This is a genomic window from Bacteroides bouchesdurhonensis, from assembly GCF_900155865.1.
GTDB classification, from domain to species: domain Bacteria; phylum Bacteroidota; class Bacteroidia; order Bacteroidales; family Bacteroidaceae; genus Bacteroides; species Bacteroides bouchesdurhonensis.
The window spans coordinates 2,121,331-2,138,095 of the sequence record NZ_LT707006.1 but is presented as its reverse complement, the minus strand read 5'-3'; the positions used below and the strand labels follow the sequence as shown (position 1 = coordinate 2,138,095).

10 protein-coding genes are annotated in these 16,765 nt (G+C 38.2%); 4 read left to right on the top strand and 6 right to left on the bottom strand.

Annotated elements, in window-relative coordinates; genetic code table 11:
• Positions 1–127: 127 nt before the first annotated feature.
• On the bottom strand, positions 128–1,735 hold the full coding sequence (locus CZ225_RS08600; RefSeq protein ID WP_077153786.1) for a hypothetical protein: 1,608 nt from the start codon (positions 1,733–1,735) through the stop codon (positions 128–130).
• 53 nt (positions 1,736–1,788) lie between these two features.
• The gene (locus CZ225_RS08595) at positions 1,789–3,177 is read right to left on the bottom strand and encodes a hypothetical protein (protein ID WP_077153785.1); all 1,389 of its coding nucleotides are present in this window, start codon (positions 3,175–3,177) and stop codon (positions 1,789–1,791) included.
• 359 nt (positions 3,178–3,536) lie between these two features.
• On the opposite strand from CZ225_RS08595, the gene CZ225_RS08590 reads away from it, so the two are divergent.
• Positions 3,537–5,297: a 1-deoxy-D-xylulose-5-phosphate synthase gene (locus CZ225_RS08590; protein ID WP_077153784.1), complete on the top strand. Its 1,761-nt coding sequence runs from the start codon at positions 3,537–3,539 to the stop codon at positions 5,295–5,297.
• Positions 5,298–5,439: 142 nt separating this feature from the next.
• On the opposite strand, the gene CZ225_RS08585 is transcribed toward CZ225_RS08590, so the two are convergent.
• Together CZ225_RS08585 and CZ225_RS08580 are read right to left on the bottom strand one after the other, a co-directional pair.
• On the bottom strand, positions 5,440–6,072 hold the full coding sequence (locus CZ225_RS08585) for a hypothetical protein (RefSeq protein WP_077153783.1): 633 nt from the start codon (positions 6,070–6,072) through the stop codon (positions 5,440–5,442).
• 163 nt (positions 6,073–6,235) lie between these two features.
• Positions 6,236–7,873, bottom strand: coding sequence for a glycoside hydrolase (locus tag CZ225_RS08580; protein ID WP_077153782.1), 1,638 nt, complete (start codon positions 7,871–7,873; stop codon positions 6,236–6,238).
• 353 nt (positions 7,874–8,226) lie between these two features.
• Between CZ225_RS08580 and CZ225_RS08575 the strand changes: the two genes are divergently transcribed.
• Together CZ225_RS08575 and CZ225_RS08570 are read left to right on the top strand one after the other, a co-directional pair.
• Positions 8,227–8,853 carry an HAD family hydrolase gene (locus CZ225_RS08575; RefSeq protein ID WP_077153781.1) on the top strand — a complete coding sequence of 209 codons (627 nt, stop codon included), beginning with the start codon at positions 8,227–8,229 and terminating at the stop codon, positions 8,851–8,853.
• Between the two features lie 201 nt (positions 8,854–9,054).
• The gene (locus tag CZ225_RS08570; protein WP_077153780.1) at positions 9,055–11,418 is read left to right on the top strand and encodes a sensor histidine kinase; all 2,364 of its coding nucleotides are present in this window, start codon (positions 9,055–9,057) and stop codon (positions 11,416–11,418) included.
• A 189-nt stretch (positions 11,419–11,607) separates the two neighbouring features.
• Here the strand turns inward: CZ225_RS08570 and CZ225_RS08565 are convergent, their stop codons facing one another.
• Together CZ225_RS08565 and CZ225_RS08560 are read right to left on the bottom strand one after the other, a co-directional pair.
• The gene (locus tag CZ225_RS08565) at positions 11,608–14,895 is read right to left on the bottom strand and encodes a S41 family peptidase (RefSeq protein ID WP_077155758.1); all 3,288 of its coding nucleotides are present in this window, start codon (positions 14,893–14,895) and stop codon (positions 11,608–11,610) included.
• Between the two features lie 9 nt (positions 14,896–14,904).
• Positions 14,905–15,732, bottom strand: coding sequence for an MBL fold metallo-hydrolase (locus CZ225_RS08560; protein ID WP_025074452.1), 828 nt, complete (start codon positions 15,730–15,732; stop codon positions 14,905–14,907).
• 222 nt (positions 15,733–15,954) lie between these two features.
• Between CZ225_RS08560 and CZ225_RS08555 the strand changes: the two genes are divergently transcribed.
• Complete coding sequence (locus tag CZ225_RS08555) at positions 15,955–16,644, top strand: Crp/Fnr family transcriptional regulator (protein WP_025074451.1); 690 nt, start codon at positions 15,955–15,957, stop codon at positions 16,642–16,644.
• The last annotated feature ends 121 nt before the right edge of the window (positions 16,645–16,765 follow it).

Below are 16,765 nucleotides of genomic sequence, written 5' to 3'. Positions count from 1 at the left end.
ATATGGACGTAAATTCTATGACTATTAGGAAAATAACATAAAATCCCCGGCAATGCCTTAGACACTTGGCATTCCAGGGATTTTCCTTACACACAAAAGTTATTATAGAAAATTGAAAACTGTTCTGTTAAAAGCGCAAACCTACGGTGAGGACTACTTTATGATTGTTATTCTTTAATTGCGTTCCTTCCAAATACTTATTATAGAAAGCATAGAAATCTTCTTTGTATTGACTATATTGATAAGCCATATCTACATAGAACATCTCTCCACGATAACCACAACCTAAAGTGTAATTGTTAGTTGCTCCGGCATTCGAATACTCTGTATCTGTACGGATTGAATTGTCCGGCAAATATTTTAAAGCACTTGATTTCATTGAAGCTGTAACATGATTATATCCTAAACGGAAAGCAAATTCGGGAGCTAACTTGAATTCAACTCCTGCACGAAGCGTATGAACTCCATCCATCATTGCTTTTATGCCATTAGTTTCATGTAGCTCCTCTCCATCAGGATCTTTCATTTTAGCGGATGAGTAATCCATATATTCATATTCCAATCCTACAGCAGCAACCGAACCAAATGTATATCCTGTACTTAAATTAAACTTCCAAGGGGTTACCAAACGATACTTAAATTCACCATCCATCGGATTATTATTACGATCAACAGGTTCGACAAACCCCGGTGCTACACCTTCTACATTCAAATCATAATCAATAAATGCACGACTACGCTCAGTTATGGAATAGAAAGTTGGAGTATGGATTGCACCTCCGATACGGAAAGAAGAACTTTCAATCGGACGCCAAATAAATCCTAACTTTAAATCAACTCCACTACCATCTGACCAGAAGTCATTACCTAGGTCATAACCACCATGTTCATTACCTTGCTTATCAGTAAAATCCTCTTTATAAAGGCTTGTACGTTTATAGTCTATACTATATGCACCAATAGTTGCACCCAGATAAAAGCGATCATAGAAATTGAAAGAGACATTGAAATCATAAGAATGTAGACCTCCTCTTTCACGAGCTGTATAAGCTTGTCTTACCTTATCACCATTATTAAAATATGAAAGATAACCATTAAATTTCTCTCCCTCCTCCGGTTTTTCTGTATTTTCAATATATTCAGGAACCGCTAAATGTGCGTCATATCCCAATAATCCAAGCCAAGGGATATCCGGATTCGTATAGGCATCTTTCCGGTTCAGAGTTTCAACAGGGAATGGTGCATACTGACCCGCATCATTATAGTTCAACATTCCTGCCATAGTCTCAGTTTGAGATGCTCCGAAGATTCCGTTCATTACCATATTCTTATCAAAAGATTTCGTACGGTGATAATTGAAACCGAAATTCACAAAACGTAAAGAGGAATAATTTCCTATTTTCGTTGAAAGTACAAATCCCGCATTATCAAAGGAACCGTGAAATTTATCTACGCTCGGTCCACCTCCTGATTGTTTGGAACCTATATTGGTAAAACCAAAAGATAACATCACATCATTACTACGATATATACCGATTCCGGCAGGGTTGGTTCCCATAGTTGAGATATCACCTCCTAATGCTCCCATAGCACCACCCATACCAATAAAACGTGCAGTTCCATTTAAGTCACTTCCCATCCAACGATTGGCGTCATAGATAGTAGGCTGTGCATACACGCTACCCATACAAAAGAGAAGTACACCGATTAGGGTTATTTTACCTATATTTTTCATAACTTTATATCTTTAGTCAATCATTTTACCTGCTTGCTATTTTCTTCTCTATACTATCTTCTACTACCACCGCCTGATGAACGTGAAGAGCCACCACCAGAACTACGTGAAGAACCACCGCTGCTACGAGAACTTCCACTAGAAGAGGGGCTATAAGATGGGCTACTACTGCGAGAAGGAGTATAGGATGGACTACTGCTTCTGGAAGGAGTATAAGACGGTGATGAACTACGACTAGAACCCGGTGAATACGTTGAACCGCTACGTGAAGAAGATGAACTGCCACGAGAATAAGTCGAACTGCTACGAGTAGAGGACGAGCTACCACGTGAATAGGTTGAACTTCCACGAGAAGATGAAGAAGAATTACCACGGGAATAAGAAGAACTTCTACGAGTTTCCGTAGATGAACTCCGACGATATGTGGATGGTTCTCTTGTAGTAGTTGACGTATTATCACGTGTACTACTAGGACGCGTATAGGTAGATGAACCACGGCGAGAGGATTCGCCTCGAGTACCGGATGTTCCCTCTATACGGGAATTGGTAGGAATCCGAGTACCTACGACTCTTCCATTGGATGATCCACGAACAGAACTTCCCTGATAGTTGGAACGGCTTCCCTCACCCCGTCTGGAGTAAGATGATGAACCACTGCTATAACGGGCACGATTATTGGCATTCAATACACTACGTCCGCCATAATAAGGTCGGCTTACGCCTCCCCAACTCGGACCACCACCCCAATGATGATGATGTCCCCATGAAACGCCACCATACCAGCCACCCCAGTAACTGCCATAATAAGGATAGTATCCCCAACCACAGTAAGGACGATTCCAGCCCCAACCGTAATTCCATCCCCAGCCATAGTTCCAGCCCCAACCATAAGAGTTGTAACGCCAATCCCACCAAGCCGGATTACCGAATGTAGGGAATGCATAAGCATAAAATCCATCAGTATAAATGTTCCAGTCCCACGAATTAACTCCGTAAACTAAATCCCAATAGAGCGGACTATTGACACTGATAGCGAAACGCGGATTACGGAAACGAATAATACGTTCTGCATATTCATAATCTTCATCTGTTCCGTTGAACTCACCATTTATCCATTCTCCATCTAAATCTGAAGTCTTTTTACCTTTAATATATAAAGTGTCATTCTCCATTTCGAACTCGTTGTCGCGAGCATCGTAACGACGATTATATTCATCCACGTCTCGTGTTTTTCCCTTACGGTCTTGAATAACGACCGTAGTACCCGGAGAGGTATAGATGTTGGTCGTAACCTGTTTCTTCGTTTCCTTCTTAACCGGAGTTTCTTTTTTCTCCTGTTTGTCTTTTGAAGGGATGAAGTAAAGGTCATCATCAGTGCTTTGTGCCCTCAGGCCTAGCGGGAGGCATAAAGCAATCAGCAGGAAATAAACAATCTTTTTCATATCATCGCGGTTTATATAATTACTTATACTTTTTCAATTACAAAGATAAAGAAGAGATTCTCCTTTAAAGGGAGATTTTCCCCAAACGATTATAGGGATTTCCCTATAATTTTATCACAAATATAAAAAAATGCTGATTAGCAGCATACTAACTAACAATAAATTAGCATTAAATGTTGTTATATGGCACTTTTTAGCTTTTTTGAGAGTGAGAGATTCTTCTTACACAAAAAGCATAGTTCTTGATAGAAACAGTAATCATGGTTACATAACCCGTAATTTATATACAATCAGGTTCACCATTCCACTATACCTTTGCATCGATAATTATAAGGAAAATTTTAAAACATTATTTATGTATGTACTTAGAAAATATTTATTCTCCGGAAGATGTAAAGAAGTTATCAGTGAAAGAACTGAATGATTTAAGTGGTGAAATTCGTGTGGCACTGTTGCAAAAGTTAAGTGAACATGGAGGACACTTTGGACCTAATTTCGGAATGGTGGAAGCAACTATTGCCTTGCATTATGTGTTCAATTCTCCAAAAGATAAAATAGTATTCGACGTGTCACACCAAAGTTATGTGCACAAGATGCTGACCGGACGTAAAGATGCCTTTCTTAATCCGGACAAATATGATGAAGTGTCAGGTTACACCGAACCCAAAGAAAGTAATCATGATTTCTTTATTATAGGCCATACATCGACTTCCGTTAGTTTAGCAAGCGGATTGGCTAAAGGGCGCGATCTGAATGGAGGAAATGAAAATATAATAGCAGTGATAGGCGATGGTTCGTTAAGTGGCGGTGAAGCTTTCGAAGGTTTGGATTATGCTGCGGAGTTAGGTAGTAATCTGATTATTATCGTTAATGATAATCAGATGTCCATTGCCGAGAACCATGGAGGTTTATACCAAAATCTAAAAGCTCTGCGTGACAGTAACGGCCAATGTGAATGTAATTACTTCAAAGCTATGGGACTTGATTATATGTATGTAAAAGAGGGCAATAATGTAGAAGCTTTGATTGAGGCTTTCTCGAAGGTAAAAGATATCCAACATCCCATAGTAGTGCACATTAACACAGTGAAAGGTAAAGGTTATGAACGTGCAGAACAGAACAAAGAAATCTATCATTGGCGTACTCCATTCAACATAGAGACTGGAGAAGCGAAGGCGAATTACGGTCAGACGGAAGATTATTCCGAAGTAACCGCACAGTATCTGCTAAAGAAAATGAAAGAAGATTCACGTGTGGTAACAATTACTTCGGGTACTCCTACCGTTATGGGATTTACTCCGAATCGCCGGCAGGAAGCAGGCAAACAATTCGTGGATGTCGGTATTGCCGAAGAACACGCTGTAGCATTGGCTTCGGGTATCGCAGCCAATGGTGGGAAACCTGTTTATGGAGTATATAGTACATTTATCCAACGTTCTTATGATCAGCTTTCGCAAGATCTTTGCATCAATAATAATCCGGCAGTGTTGCTAGTTTTCTGGGGAACATTATCTGGTATGAATGATGTTACGCATCTCTGTTTCTTCGATATTCCGCTCATTAGCAATATCCCTAATATGGTTTATCTGGCACCGACTTGCAAAGAAGAATATCTGGCTATGCTCGAATGGAGTATCCGTCAAAACGAACATCCGGTAGCGATTCGTGTTCCGGCAACCGAAGTTATTAATTGTGGTGAACCTGTCGATACTGATTATAGCGAACTCAACCGTTACAAAATTACTCATCGTGGTTCAAAAGTAGCAATCCTGGCTTTAGGTTCTTTCTTTGGATTGGGACAGTCAGTGATCTCTTTATTGAAAAAGCAAACAGGCATTGACGCTACATTAATCAATCCGCGTTATATCACAGGAGTGGATAGTGAACTCATGAATGAACTGAAAGCTGATCATCAACTGGTGGTTACTTTAGAAGATGGTGTATTGGACGGAGGATTTGGTGAAAAGATCGCCCGTTACTATGGAACTTCGGATATGAAGGTTCTTAACTTCGGAGCAAAGAAAGAGTTTGTAGATCGTTTTGATTTGCAAGAGCTGCTTCGTGCCAATCATTTGACTGACGAACAGATTGTGGAAGATATTATGAATCTTATCGGATAAATAATAGTTCATACTGTTTCTCAGATTACTCAAACAGAGTGCCTATTTACATCACATAGACGCTCTGTTTTCAATGGAGCCTCCGTTTTCCCACTAGTGAGAAACAGCTCCTTTAATCATCTTTAAAGATAAAGGATAAGAACTATTTTCCTTCGTCCTTTTTCTGACTAAAGATCAAATTACTTCTCTGGCTGATTGTCCACAATCCGTCTATAAGTCTTACATTCATTGTATCATCGTCTTCTACATTCCAGGCAGATCCACCGGATGGCAAACTACGTTTATCCAATATTTCATTAGGCTGATTATTAGAAAAGAAAAGTTCTGCCCGCACAGAATCCGGACTAAAAACGATAAAAGCAGAAGTGCCACTCCCGTCTATAGCTTCCGTACGTATTCCTTTCTCAAAAAGGCGTATGCAATCTTGCTGAACTTCACACCATACATATCCGGCAGAACCGATACATCCATGGTCATCACGATCACCACCTAAAAGCGTCTTTTCACGAGGAGTCACTACTATTTTAGCAGCCGACATTCCTTCAGAATACTTTCCATTGTAATACACTGTAGCAGTGTCTTCCAATAATATCCCGTCGGGAGAGTCTCTTTCAGCATTTAGTGTACTAAACTCTAAGGTGTCACCCGATTGAGAAACGATGGTTAAGGTGTTCATTGTAGCGTCAGAGATCACGCCCTTCACACTTACTTGTTGGGGGGTACAAGCTGTCATTGCCAACAAGCACACTCCCGCCATTACATTTAGATATTTCATAATTACTATAAATTAAAAAATGATTTGCTAAAATATGAACCAGGTTCAATAAAACAATTATTTTCGTCGCCACTACTACCCAATGAGCATGCAATACAACTTCATAGAGTATAACGAAAAAACATAAAAAAGAGTTTGACAGATAGTCAATAACGATCCATTATTATTCTGCAATCATTCGAGGAATATACAACTTCTTAAAATCCTTTTTATCAATACCTGTTATTGTCACCGGTAAATATCCGACAGAAATAGTTACTTTCCCGTCCTCAACTTTAAACTGTTGCATTCTTCCAAAAATATCTGTGACAATTATCTTTTTAGTATGCTGTAAATGCAAGGTCTCTTCGCTATGCCCCTTTTCTATCCACAAACACATCTGTGTTTTCCCTTGATTATCATACGCAAACCCATACGTCGAACCTGTATATTTGCCAATAGGAGTTGCATATCTATAATTGTGTATCATATTAGAATATGCGACGGCAGACGGTTTCACACTAAGGGATTCATTAAATCTGAGAATACCGAAAAAGGCTTCGGGATTATAAGCTCCGAACGGTTCATCAGCAATCTCATACCAGAACACTTTTTTAGCCCCATAATATAGATGTGATAAATAAGTTCTAACCAGATAAGCAGCCTGTTCATATTCCGTAACAGGTACATAATGGTTAGGTTTCCCATCACTTGTATAAGTAGTCCACCCCACTTCCGTAACCCACATTTCTGTTGATACTTTCAACTCCTTCAGCCTATTCTTATTTTCATTATAAAAACCGGAGGCAAATTTCTCCGTTTCAGGATAGATTTTATCATTCACATAGGGATGAATTGCAACAACATCAATATAAGGAGCTGCTCCTCTTTCATTTACAAAATATTCAATCCATTCCCCTTCCCCCTGCCACATTAATTGAATGGATGGATCTACCGCACGAATAGAATCTCCCATCTGTTTAATAAGATCCGCAAATGGTTTTCCCCAGCCTTGTGGTCGCCACTGTTGTCCTTCAGGATGCGGCCAACGTTTCGACCATCCGCCAAAATTATTAGGTTCATTCTGCGACTCGAATATAGGGAAATGTCCTTTAGTCAGTTCTACATATTTTTTCAGAATAGATATATCGTTATCCCAAGTCCAAATGCCTTTCTTATTTTGTACGCCATTAAATGAATCTACATATCCAAACAAATTGAGCCAGCAGATATGATGGCTATCCAGATAATCCAAGTCAGGATCGCTCTTTAATCCCTCTTCAATAACTTTCTTCCAATTACTTTCATCACGTACCCAAGCTATGCCCAACTTCTGTTGCACTGCTGCAATCTTCCATTTCTTATAATCATATCGGGTAAAATGCCCGCAAATACCAAAAGGAGAATCCCAATCTTTTTTTGTAAGAGTTACATTCGGTATTACTCCAAAACCTCCTTCGATAGTGTCAGTTCTTATTCCGGACACAGCAACCACTTTTAGGGTATAATATCCCAAATTCTTTTGTTTAAGTGGATAGTGAATGGAAGAATGCTCATTCTTTTTTATCAAAAACGGTTTCCGGGTCAACACTTTTCCATCTGCATCTAATAATTCTACTATCACTTCCTGATAAGAATCCGGGACTTGTATAAAAGCTGTACCCTTTTCTTTAATGTGGTAAAGTGCTCCCGGCTGATCGAATGTTATTTTAATCGGAATTTGATCTTTCTCCTGCATTTGTGCAGGCACCATGGCACTACATAGCACAAATGTAAATAACTTTAATAAAATCACCTCTATTCTAAACTGTGTATTTCTCATATTTAACTTAGTTTGGTTACACATAATAAGTTCAAAGTTACAAAATACTTCGTAAGTTACCATAACTTTACATCATATTTGTAATACTCAAATTCATAACATCAAAGCTATATTTCTCTCTAGAAAAATTGAATTCCCAGAATATATTTGTACCTTTGATCAATTAAATTTTATTTATGGACATTATTAGAAGCATGAAAGAGAACAATTGTAAAATAAAACATGGAAATGAGAATACATTTAAATCCATCTATAATACCTATTTGAAAAAATCATAATTTCACTAATATATGTCTGAATTGTACATTCAAGAACTTTTTAGCCCTATCTTCATAACGTAGAACTTTAAAAATATGATAAAAAATATAGTATTCGATTTCGGTGGCGTTATTGCCGATATTAGTCGTGACAAAGCAGTTCAGGCATTCTTCAAAATAGGACTAGAAGATGCGGAAATACGTTTGGATAAATATCACCAGACTGGCATTTTTCAGGAATTAGAAGAAGGTAAATTAAGTGCTGATGAATTTCGGGAAGAATTAAGTAAACTATGCAGTAGAGTACTTACTAAAGAAGAAGTCCAACAAGCATGGATGGGATTCATCACGGGAATAGATATACGCAAATTAGATTATATATTAGAACTTAAAAAATCATATCGTATATACATTTTAAGCAATACCAATCCTTATGTGATGTCATGGGCATGTAGCCCTCAATTCTCATCACAAGGAAAATCCTTGGCTGATTATTGTGAGAAACTTTATCTATCCTATCAGATAGGTTACACCAAACCGGAACCTGAGATTTTCAATTTCATGTTAAGGGATAGTAAGATAATTCCTTCTGAAACTATGTTTGTAGATGACGGAAGTGTAAATATAGGTATCGGGAAAAAACTGGGATTCTATACGTTCCAACCTCAAAATGGTACTGACTGGAGAGAAGAATTAACACAGTTATTAAAATCACCATCATAAGAAAGACAGGTGAATTCACAATAAGTTCCATACTATTTTCCAGATAATAGGGAACAAAGCAAACAATCAAATGAGAAATACAACTAGAAAAATATAAAATTCAGCAAAATAGTTCAAAAGGTAAATACTCACTAATATATATTTAACCGAGAACTTTACCACCTTGAAAACGATATTATTCTTGTTGGAATAAAATAAGTTATGACATTTGTTAATTTCAAGTATAAATACATATTCATTGTTGTCTGTTTGTTTGCCACCTTTTTATGTGGCTATAACTTCAAACGGTGGTATATCACAAATAATAGAACACCTAAATATATCTCCCTCATCTATTCTTTCTCAGAAAACAGCATTGGCAACGGAAATTTTGAAGAACTTTTAAAGCAGGAGTTCAGAGACCAAGGAATAGAGCCTATTTTTAATAAGTTCTATCTTGATTGCAATAATTCCTGCCAGAAAGTTGGAATAGAAAATATGAGTAATTATCTGGAAACTATCAAAAATAAACCTATAGATCTTATCCTGACAGTTGGAGATCAATCCGTCAATTCTTTATTATCAACCAAACACCGTCTCCTTTCCTCCATTCCCGTAGTAGCTTGCAATGTACATTTCCCTAACGAGAAACTTATTAAAGAATATGAGACCAGAAAAGTATATTTTTTACGTGATACTCCGGACTTTAAACGTAACATTGAATTTATCCGGTCATTGCAACCCCATAAAAGCATAGAAGTTATTTATAATGTTGATTTAACTCCACTCGGACGTCAATCTTTTGACTTACTAACCCATATCGTTGATAGAAAAGATGTGCGTTTTATAAGCCCACAGTCAGCATTTACCAATGAACTTGAATATGAAGAGGTCAGGCAAATGGTTGAATATTATAGCCTCATGCCGGCAGTCGTCCACAATAAAAAGGAAGATTTGATGATTAGCCTTTATCCTTTCCAATACCTTAAAAACAGTTCTTTACTTTCTATATTGGATCGATCAAAATCCGATCAGGGGAAAAGAGTATTTTTACTTGATAAATTCGATCTAGCAGCACTTCCAATAGTCAAAACTCTAAATATTCCTTCTTTCAGTTGTTTACACAGAGGATTCGGAGAAGGAACCAACATTGTGGGAGGTTATATGGCTACCGAAGAGATTTCTGCCCGGGCTGCTGTCGATCTGGCTATCCAATTATTTAATAAAGAAAAGATCGGCATGGCTAAAATAAGAGATTTGGAAAAAGAATATGTGTTGGATTGGAGTTGTTTCTCAACTTATAGCGATTATGATATTAAGGATGTATCCTCAAACGTGCGCATTATCAATTATTCTTTTCATGATCGTTACCGTAAGGAACTCTATTTTTTAATTGGATTATTCATTCTTGCATTCATCCTTATATCCATTATACTGTTACGTATTTATCGACGTTCTCTGATCGAACATAAAAATCTGAATATTCTTCAGGAAGCCCATAAACGTTTGACTCTTTCTACAGATGGAGGCCAGATTTCGCTCTGGAACATGCATAGAGGCGAAATAGAATTTGACGACCATTTCATTCGTTTGACAGGGCTAAAACAACGTCGTTTTACTCAAACTGATCTTTTAAAGTATGTACATCCTGATGATCTGCAACTATTAGATTCATATAAGGAAACACTATACAAGTCTTCAAGCATACAAATATTGCGTATACGATTCTGTTTCAACGATAAGAATAACTTTCAATGGCACGAACTCCGATGCCGTAGCCTGACTGATGCACAAGGTGAGACAATGCTGGCAGGCATTATGCAGAATATCCAAGAAGTCGTAGAACGCGAACATCAACTTATTTTAGCCAAAGAAATGGCTGAAAAGGCTGAATTGAAACAATCCTTCCTCAATAACATGAGTCACGAAATTCGCACTCCACTCAATGCCATTGTAGGATTCACTAACTTATTGGTAGAAAGTGCCGACGAAATCGACCAAGATGAAAAGAAAAGTATGCTGGAAATCATCAATCATAATAATGAACTGCTTTTAAAGCTTATAAATGATGTGCTGGAAATATCCCATTTAGACTCCGGTAACATGGATTTTGATATAAAAGTATGGGATGTAACAAAAATTATCAAAGAGATTTATTGCAAATATCAGTCATTAATCCAACCTTCCTTGCAGTTTCATCTTGAATTGGATGAAACAATGATTCTACCTGTAAATATAGACCGTTCACGCTTCATCCAAGTTATTTCTAACTTATTGAACAATGCCAACAAGTTTACCCAAAGTGGGTATATCACATTAGGATGTAAAATCAACCAGACTCGCAATGAAGTTTGCATATATGTGAAAGACAGCGGTAAGGGAATTGATGATAAGGAACTTATGGTGATCTTTAACCGTTTTTACAAGAGCGATGAGTTTGGACAAGGAAGCGGTCTCGGACTTCCTATTTGTAAGGTTATTATTGAAAAACTATCAGGACGCATAGAAGTATATTCAGAAGTAGGAAAAGGTAGTTGTTTTGCTGTGATTTTTTCTATTGCAAACAAGGGAAATGACGAGAATTAATGGATAGTATATCACACAAAATATTCTATAGTACCTATAAAGAGAACCTATAAATGAATCCAGTTTCCACTTACACAATATTTTGGACAGTGCCGTCATAAACAATTAAGCGTGGATTTTACCGAACTCTTTATCGAATCAGTAAAATCCACGCATCAGAAATAGGATGATTCTTAAAATAAGATTCTTCTATTTCTTTAATCCGTCCACCTCTTTTAGAAGCTCATCAACCGCAGCTTTCAATTGTGTATCTTCACCTTTAACCACCTTTTCAGGACTATTGGCTACTTTAATGTCCGGTTCCAATTGAGTATTTTCCAAATAACTACCATCAGGCAAACGATAACCAATAATAGGAATACCAAAAACTAATGAAGGATCTTGTAAAGTTTCCCAAGACACGCTAGTCATCGTACCCGGCACAGGCATTCCGACAAGTTTGCCTATGTTACGATGGCTATATACCCAAGGAGTGCCATGTGCATTCGAATAGTTAGCTTCGCACTGCAACATAATGGAAGGCTTATTCCAACGGCGGCTGGGCATATCACAAGCTTCACGCCCACGCACCACTTGAGTGAAATATTTCTGTCCACTGAATAGGATTTCAATATCTTCGTGCAAACGCCCCCCTCCATTAAACCGCGTATCAATTACAATCCCCTCACAATCATTATATTTCCCCAATATATCCGAGTAAACAGTACGGAAACTATCATCTCCCATAGACTGAATATGAACATATCCTAACCGTCCATTTGACCACTTCTCAACATCTGCCGCACGTTGTTTCACCCACCGATCATATAATAATCCATTCAACTGTCCGCTTGTGATTGGCATCACCACTTCATCCCAACGCTCTTTACTCTGTGGATCATAGATAGAAACCAGCGTTTTCTTTCTTGCTTGATTGTTCAACAAGTTCGTTATATTATTATCAGAAGTAATCTCTTCTCCATTAATCTTTTCAATGATACATCCCGTCTTGACCTTGGTACGAGAATGATCGAACGGCCCTTTCTCCACAATCTCAGCTATCTGCATACCCTTTCCCTGATAAGTCCAGTCAAACAATAAACCTAAATTAGAAGTCACATCTCCATTACCTCTCGGATAATAGCGTCCTCCGGTATGTGATACATTTAGTTCACCTAACCACTCGCTCAACAATTCGGCAAAGTCATAATTATTGTCGATATGAGGCAGAAATTTGCGATAAGCGGCAGTCATAGTATCCCAATCTATTCCATGCATATTGAGATTGTAAAAACGTTTTTGCTGTTGCTTATATACATGGTCAAACATAGCCTCCCGTTCGGCTGCCAAGTCCATCCTCATCTCAGCCAGATAATTAATGGATTTCAAGGCATCCGATTTCGCATCCATCTTTTGCATATTTTTACTGCCCAATAAGAATATACTCCCATCTTTATCAAGCATCAACGATGCCCATCCCGAGTTCAATTTATGCAGACGTTTCGTATTCTTCTCACGAAGATTCATTTTCCAAAGATCATATCCTCCTTCAAAAGCTGAGAAATAATAAAGATTCTCTCCATCTTTCGACAAGATAGCACTACCTAAATTAGATGAATTAGGAGTGAGGCGTACAATTCGGTCTTCAATCCCTTTTAGTTCCACGACAATATCTTTCTTATCCTCTTTTTTATCTTCGGTTTTATTCTTGTCTTTATCTTCCGTCTCTTTTTTAACCTTATCTCCGTCTTTCTTCTTGTCTGTTTCCTTCTCTTTCTCTTTTGCCTTTTTCTGTTCCTTCTCAAAGTCTTTGAGCAGTTCGAAATCCTCTTTACTCAAGCGATAACGATCATAAGCATCCTGATTCAAAAATACTAGCATAACGTCCTGTTGTGATCCCCACGAAGCGTGTGCACGCATACCATAACGCTCTGTTTGGAAAAGAATTGCATTTCCATCGAGCACCCAACGCGGAGAACCACTGATATATCCGCTATTTGTCAAATTAGTGATTTCTCCTCCTTCAGCACTGACAATACCTATATCCGAATAAGGATCATGACGGTTTCCTATAAATTCAAGGGTAAACCATTTACCGTCGGGCGACCATTCATAATCAAAACCACCTCCTGTATTAAACCAGGTAGAACCATCCGTAACCTGACGTACCTTTTTCGTCTCCAAGTTATACACCATCAACCGAACACGATCTTCAATAAAAGCCAATTCTTTGCCATCCGGAGAATATTGCGGATAAGTACGTTCTACTGTTTTTGAAGGAAGCAACACTTCCTCATCGATAAGAGTTGCATTTGGAAAATTCGCTTCTTCTTTACGAGCTATTTTAGCGGTATAAAGTTGCCAATTGCCATTCCGTTCACTAGCATAAACCAATGTACGGTTGTCTGGAGCAAAAGAAACAGCAGACTCGCCAGCCGGAGTATTTGTTATTTGTTTTGTTGTTCCATATTCTGTCGCAGTCACAAAAACATCACCACGTACGATAAAAGCGACTTGCTTTCCGTCAGGCGATACGCTGGCAGAAGTTGCTCCTTGAGAGAATCTTAATGTAGTCAGTTGAGGCTCATCATCACGAACTAATTCCACTTTCACTTTCTTAGGACGAGCATTTGTCTCCTGTGTATAAAGTTCACCGTCATAAGTATAACACAACGTACCTTTATCACTCACCGACAGGAATCGTACCGGATGAGTACGGAACTCAGTTATAGCCTTCACCTGCTGAGGAGCATTCAATGGGAAAGAATAGACATTAAATGATCCTCCGTTACGTTCACTCAAAAAATAAACAGAATTTCCATCCGGCGCAAAAACCGGGTCCCTATCTTCTCCTCCCCGATTGGTCAGGTTCGTATGCTTTCCGTTCTGGATATCATATAACCAAAGATCTCTTGTAATCGACGATGTATGATGTTTTCTCCATTCATTTTCAAAACCTTTTTGATCCTGATAAAGAAAGTTCTTCCCCACTTTGTCAAAACAAACTCGTTCGGCAGGTGTTGCCAGTACTTGTTCTGTCTGCCCTCCGTTTACAGGAACTTTATATAATTCTGTCATTGCTCCGGAAGGAAACAATGCACTGCTTGCAGGGTCTTGAATAGAAGCTGAAAAAAGTACATACTGCCCGTCAGGAGTAAAAGCCGAAGGTATTTCTGAAGCTGAATGACTCGTAAGTCGTTGAGCTACTCCTCCATTGGCAGACATAATAAAAAGGTCAAAATTACCGTTACGGTCACTGGCAAATGCTATTTTCTTTCCGTCGGGCGACCATACCGGATTGGCTTCATAGGATGCTTGCGTTGTCAATTGAGTAGCAGTACCTCCTTGGGAAGGTACTTTATAAATATCTCCTTTATAACAAAACACAATTTCCGTTCCATCCGGTGAGATACGTGCATCACGCATCCATAAAGGGGTGACAGCATAACCGGATAATGCCGTCAGCGCAAGTGTTAAACATGTAATAAATTTCTTCATATCAATCAATTATATATTATTTTTCAAATCAGTTTGGATAATTCTTCCTGTATAGTTATAGAATATTCTCTCCCCAAAATCCCGATAAAAGAATGCATACTTATCTACCCCTGTACAATGGCAAACACCTATTTGAAGAGGTAAAAAGTTTCTTAAGTAACTCGCAATCACCCGATATTTCTGCTCTTCCGCATTATGAATATGAAAGCCACCTAATACCAGATTACAAGAGAGTCCGGGAAATGCCTCCTGTATAGTCCGCAATATATTCGTAATTCCGCGGTGAGAACATGCACTTAGCACATTCAGCCCCTTAGAATCAACCAAAGCCACCGCCAATTCATCCTGAAAGGTATCAGGTATTTTACGGCCCTCCTCCTGCTGTACCCAAAAACGTTCAAAATGAGTGTCTTCTTGATCTACAATCTCAAAAGACGGGAAAAGAAAAACTCCGGGAACAAGTTCTGTTTGGTCATCAATGAAACGAAAGCGGGAAATTTCGAATGTCTGTGTATGTTTAATTCCATTCTCACGATCATCCTTAAATTTCGGAGAAAAAACTTCTCGTTTACAAACGACTGTTGCTCGGCTATTCAATTCCAGAAAATAACGTAACCCGCCTGTATGGTCACTATGACCATGAGAAAGAATCAAATAATCTACTGTTTGCAGATCAATATGTAACAAACGCGCATTACGTATGAACAGATCGGATGCACCTGTATCAAAGAGCAATCGATAACCGGAGGCCTCAATATAAAGAGATAGCCCATGTTCAGCTTGCAATTTGCGTCCATAGACACAATTCTCTACAAGGGTGGTTATTGTATATCCCATGATTTTGATTTTAGAATTATATCCAACAAAAAGTTCTGCCACAAAATTAGGATAATTCTATGGCAGATCAAATACTTAGCCAGAAATTAGTTCTAAATGAAGAAGGGAATTCTTAACTTCCAGACTCACTAACAAGCTCCAAACAAGCAACAAAAAGAAGAAAAATTTTTCCTACCCATTTATAATTTATATCTTTGCCCTAGTACACAATATCACAAAACAATGAGAAAGATACCGCTATCCGATTCGCATAAAGAAAAGTTATTTAAAATTCCTCTCTTTCAGGAATTACCATTAAATATCAAGCATTCTTTGCTTGATAAGTTGGAGTTTGTGGTTTATGAAGCGGATAAAAAGGAAATTGTCGTTATGCAAGGTACACCTTGTAATAAGCTCTTTGTATTGTTAGAGGGGAAATTGCGTACTGATATTATCGACGGACTAGGAAATGAAGTGATGATTGAATACATCATTGCTCCACGCACTTTTGCCACTCCCCATCTGTTTAACTCAAACAATACACTACCTGCCACTTTCACAGCTATTGAAAATAGTGTAGTGTTGATGGCTACTAAAGAATCGACTTTCAAGGTCATCAGCCAAGACCCTCAAGTACTGCATAATTTTCTATGTATTGCTGGTAATTGCAACATTTGCACAGTATCTCGATTAAAACCTCTTTCACGCAAGACTGTGCGGGAAAGATTCATTGTTTACCTGTTTGAGCATAAGAAGAAGGACTCTTTGATAGTGAATATTATGCACACTCAGTCTCAATTGGCCGAATATCTAAACGTAACACGTCCTGCTTTATCCAAAGAAATCAATAAAATGATCAAGGAACAACTAATCACAATGGAAGGAAAACGAATAGAGATTTTGAACCAAACGGCATTAGAAAAATACATCTAAATTATCCCCTGTTTACGGGGCACTCACTCATTCTCTATTCATTTTATTTTAGTTCAATAAGTGCCCTATTCTATAGAGTAGTATTACAACCTTATTTCCTATTTAATAAACAATGTTGTGC

What these genes read in the sequence shown, in the direction of transcription:
- CZ225_RS08600 (WP_077153786.1), bottom strand. Translation starts at nt 1,735, where the DNA reads ATGAAAAATATAGGTAAAATAACCCTAATCGGTGTACTTCTCTTTTGT.
- CZ225_RS08595 (WP_077153785.1), bottom strand. Translation starts at nt 3,177, where the DNA reads ATGAAAAAGATTGTTTATTTCCTGCTGATTGCTTTATGCCTCCCGCTA.
- CZ225_RS08590 (WP_077153784.1), top strand. Translation starts at nt 3,537, where the DNA reads ATGTACTTAGAAAATATTTATTCTCCGGAAGATGTAAAGAAGTTATCA.
- CZ225_RS08585 (WP_077153783.1), bottom strand. Translation starts at nt 6,072, where the DNA reads ATGAAATATCTAAATGTAATGGCGGGAGTGTGCTTGTTGGCAATGACA.
- CZ225_RS08580 (WP_077153782.1), bottom strand. Translation starts at nt 7,873, where the DNA reads ATGAGAAATACACAGTTTAGAATAGAGGTGATTTTATTAAAGTTATTT.
- CZ225_RS08575 (WP_077153781.1), top strand. Translation starts at nt 8,227, where the DNA reads ATGATAAAAAATATAGTATTCGATTTCGGTGGCGTTATTGCCGATATT.
- CZ225_RS08570 (WP_077153780.1), top strand. Translation starts at nt 9,055, where the DNA reads ATGACATTTGTTAATTTCAAGTATAAATACATATTCATTGTTGTCTGT.
- CZ225_RS08565 (WP_077155758.1), bottom strand. Translation starts at nt 14,895, where the DNA reads ATGAAGAAATTTATTACATGTTTAACACTTGCGCTGACGGCATTATCC.
- CZ225_RS08560 (WP_025074452.1), bottom strand. Translation starts at nt 15,732, where the DNA reads ATGGGATATACAATAACCACCCTTGTAGAGAATTGTGTCTATGGACGC.
- CZ225_RS08555 (WP_025074451.1), top strand. Translation starts at nt 15,955, where the DNA reads ATGAGAAAGATACCGCTATCCGATTCGCATAAAGAAAAGTTATTTAAA.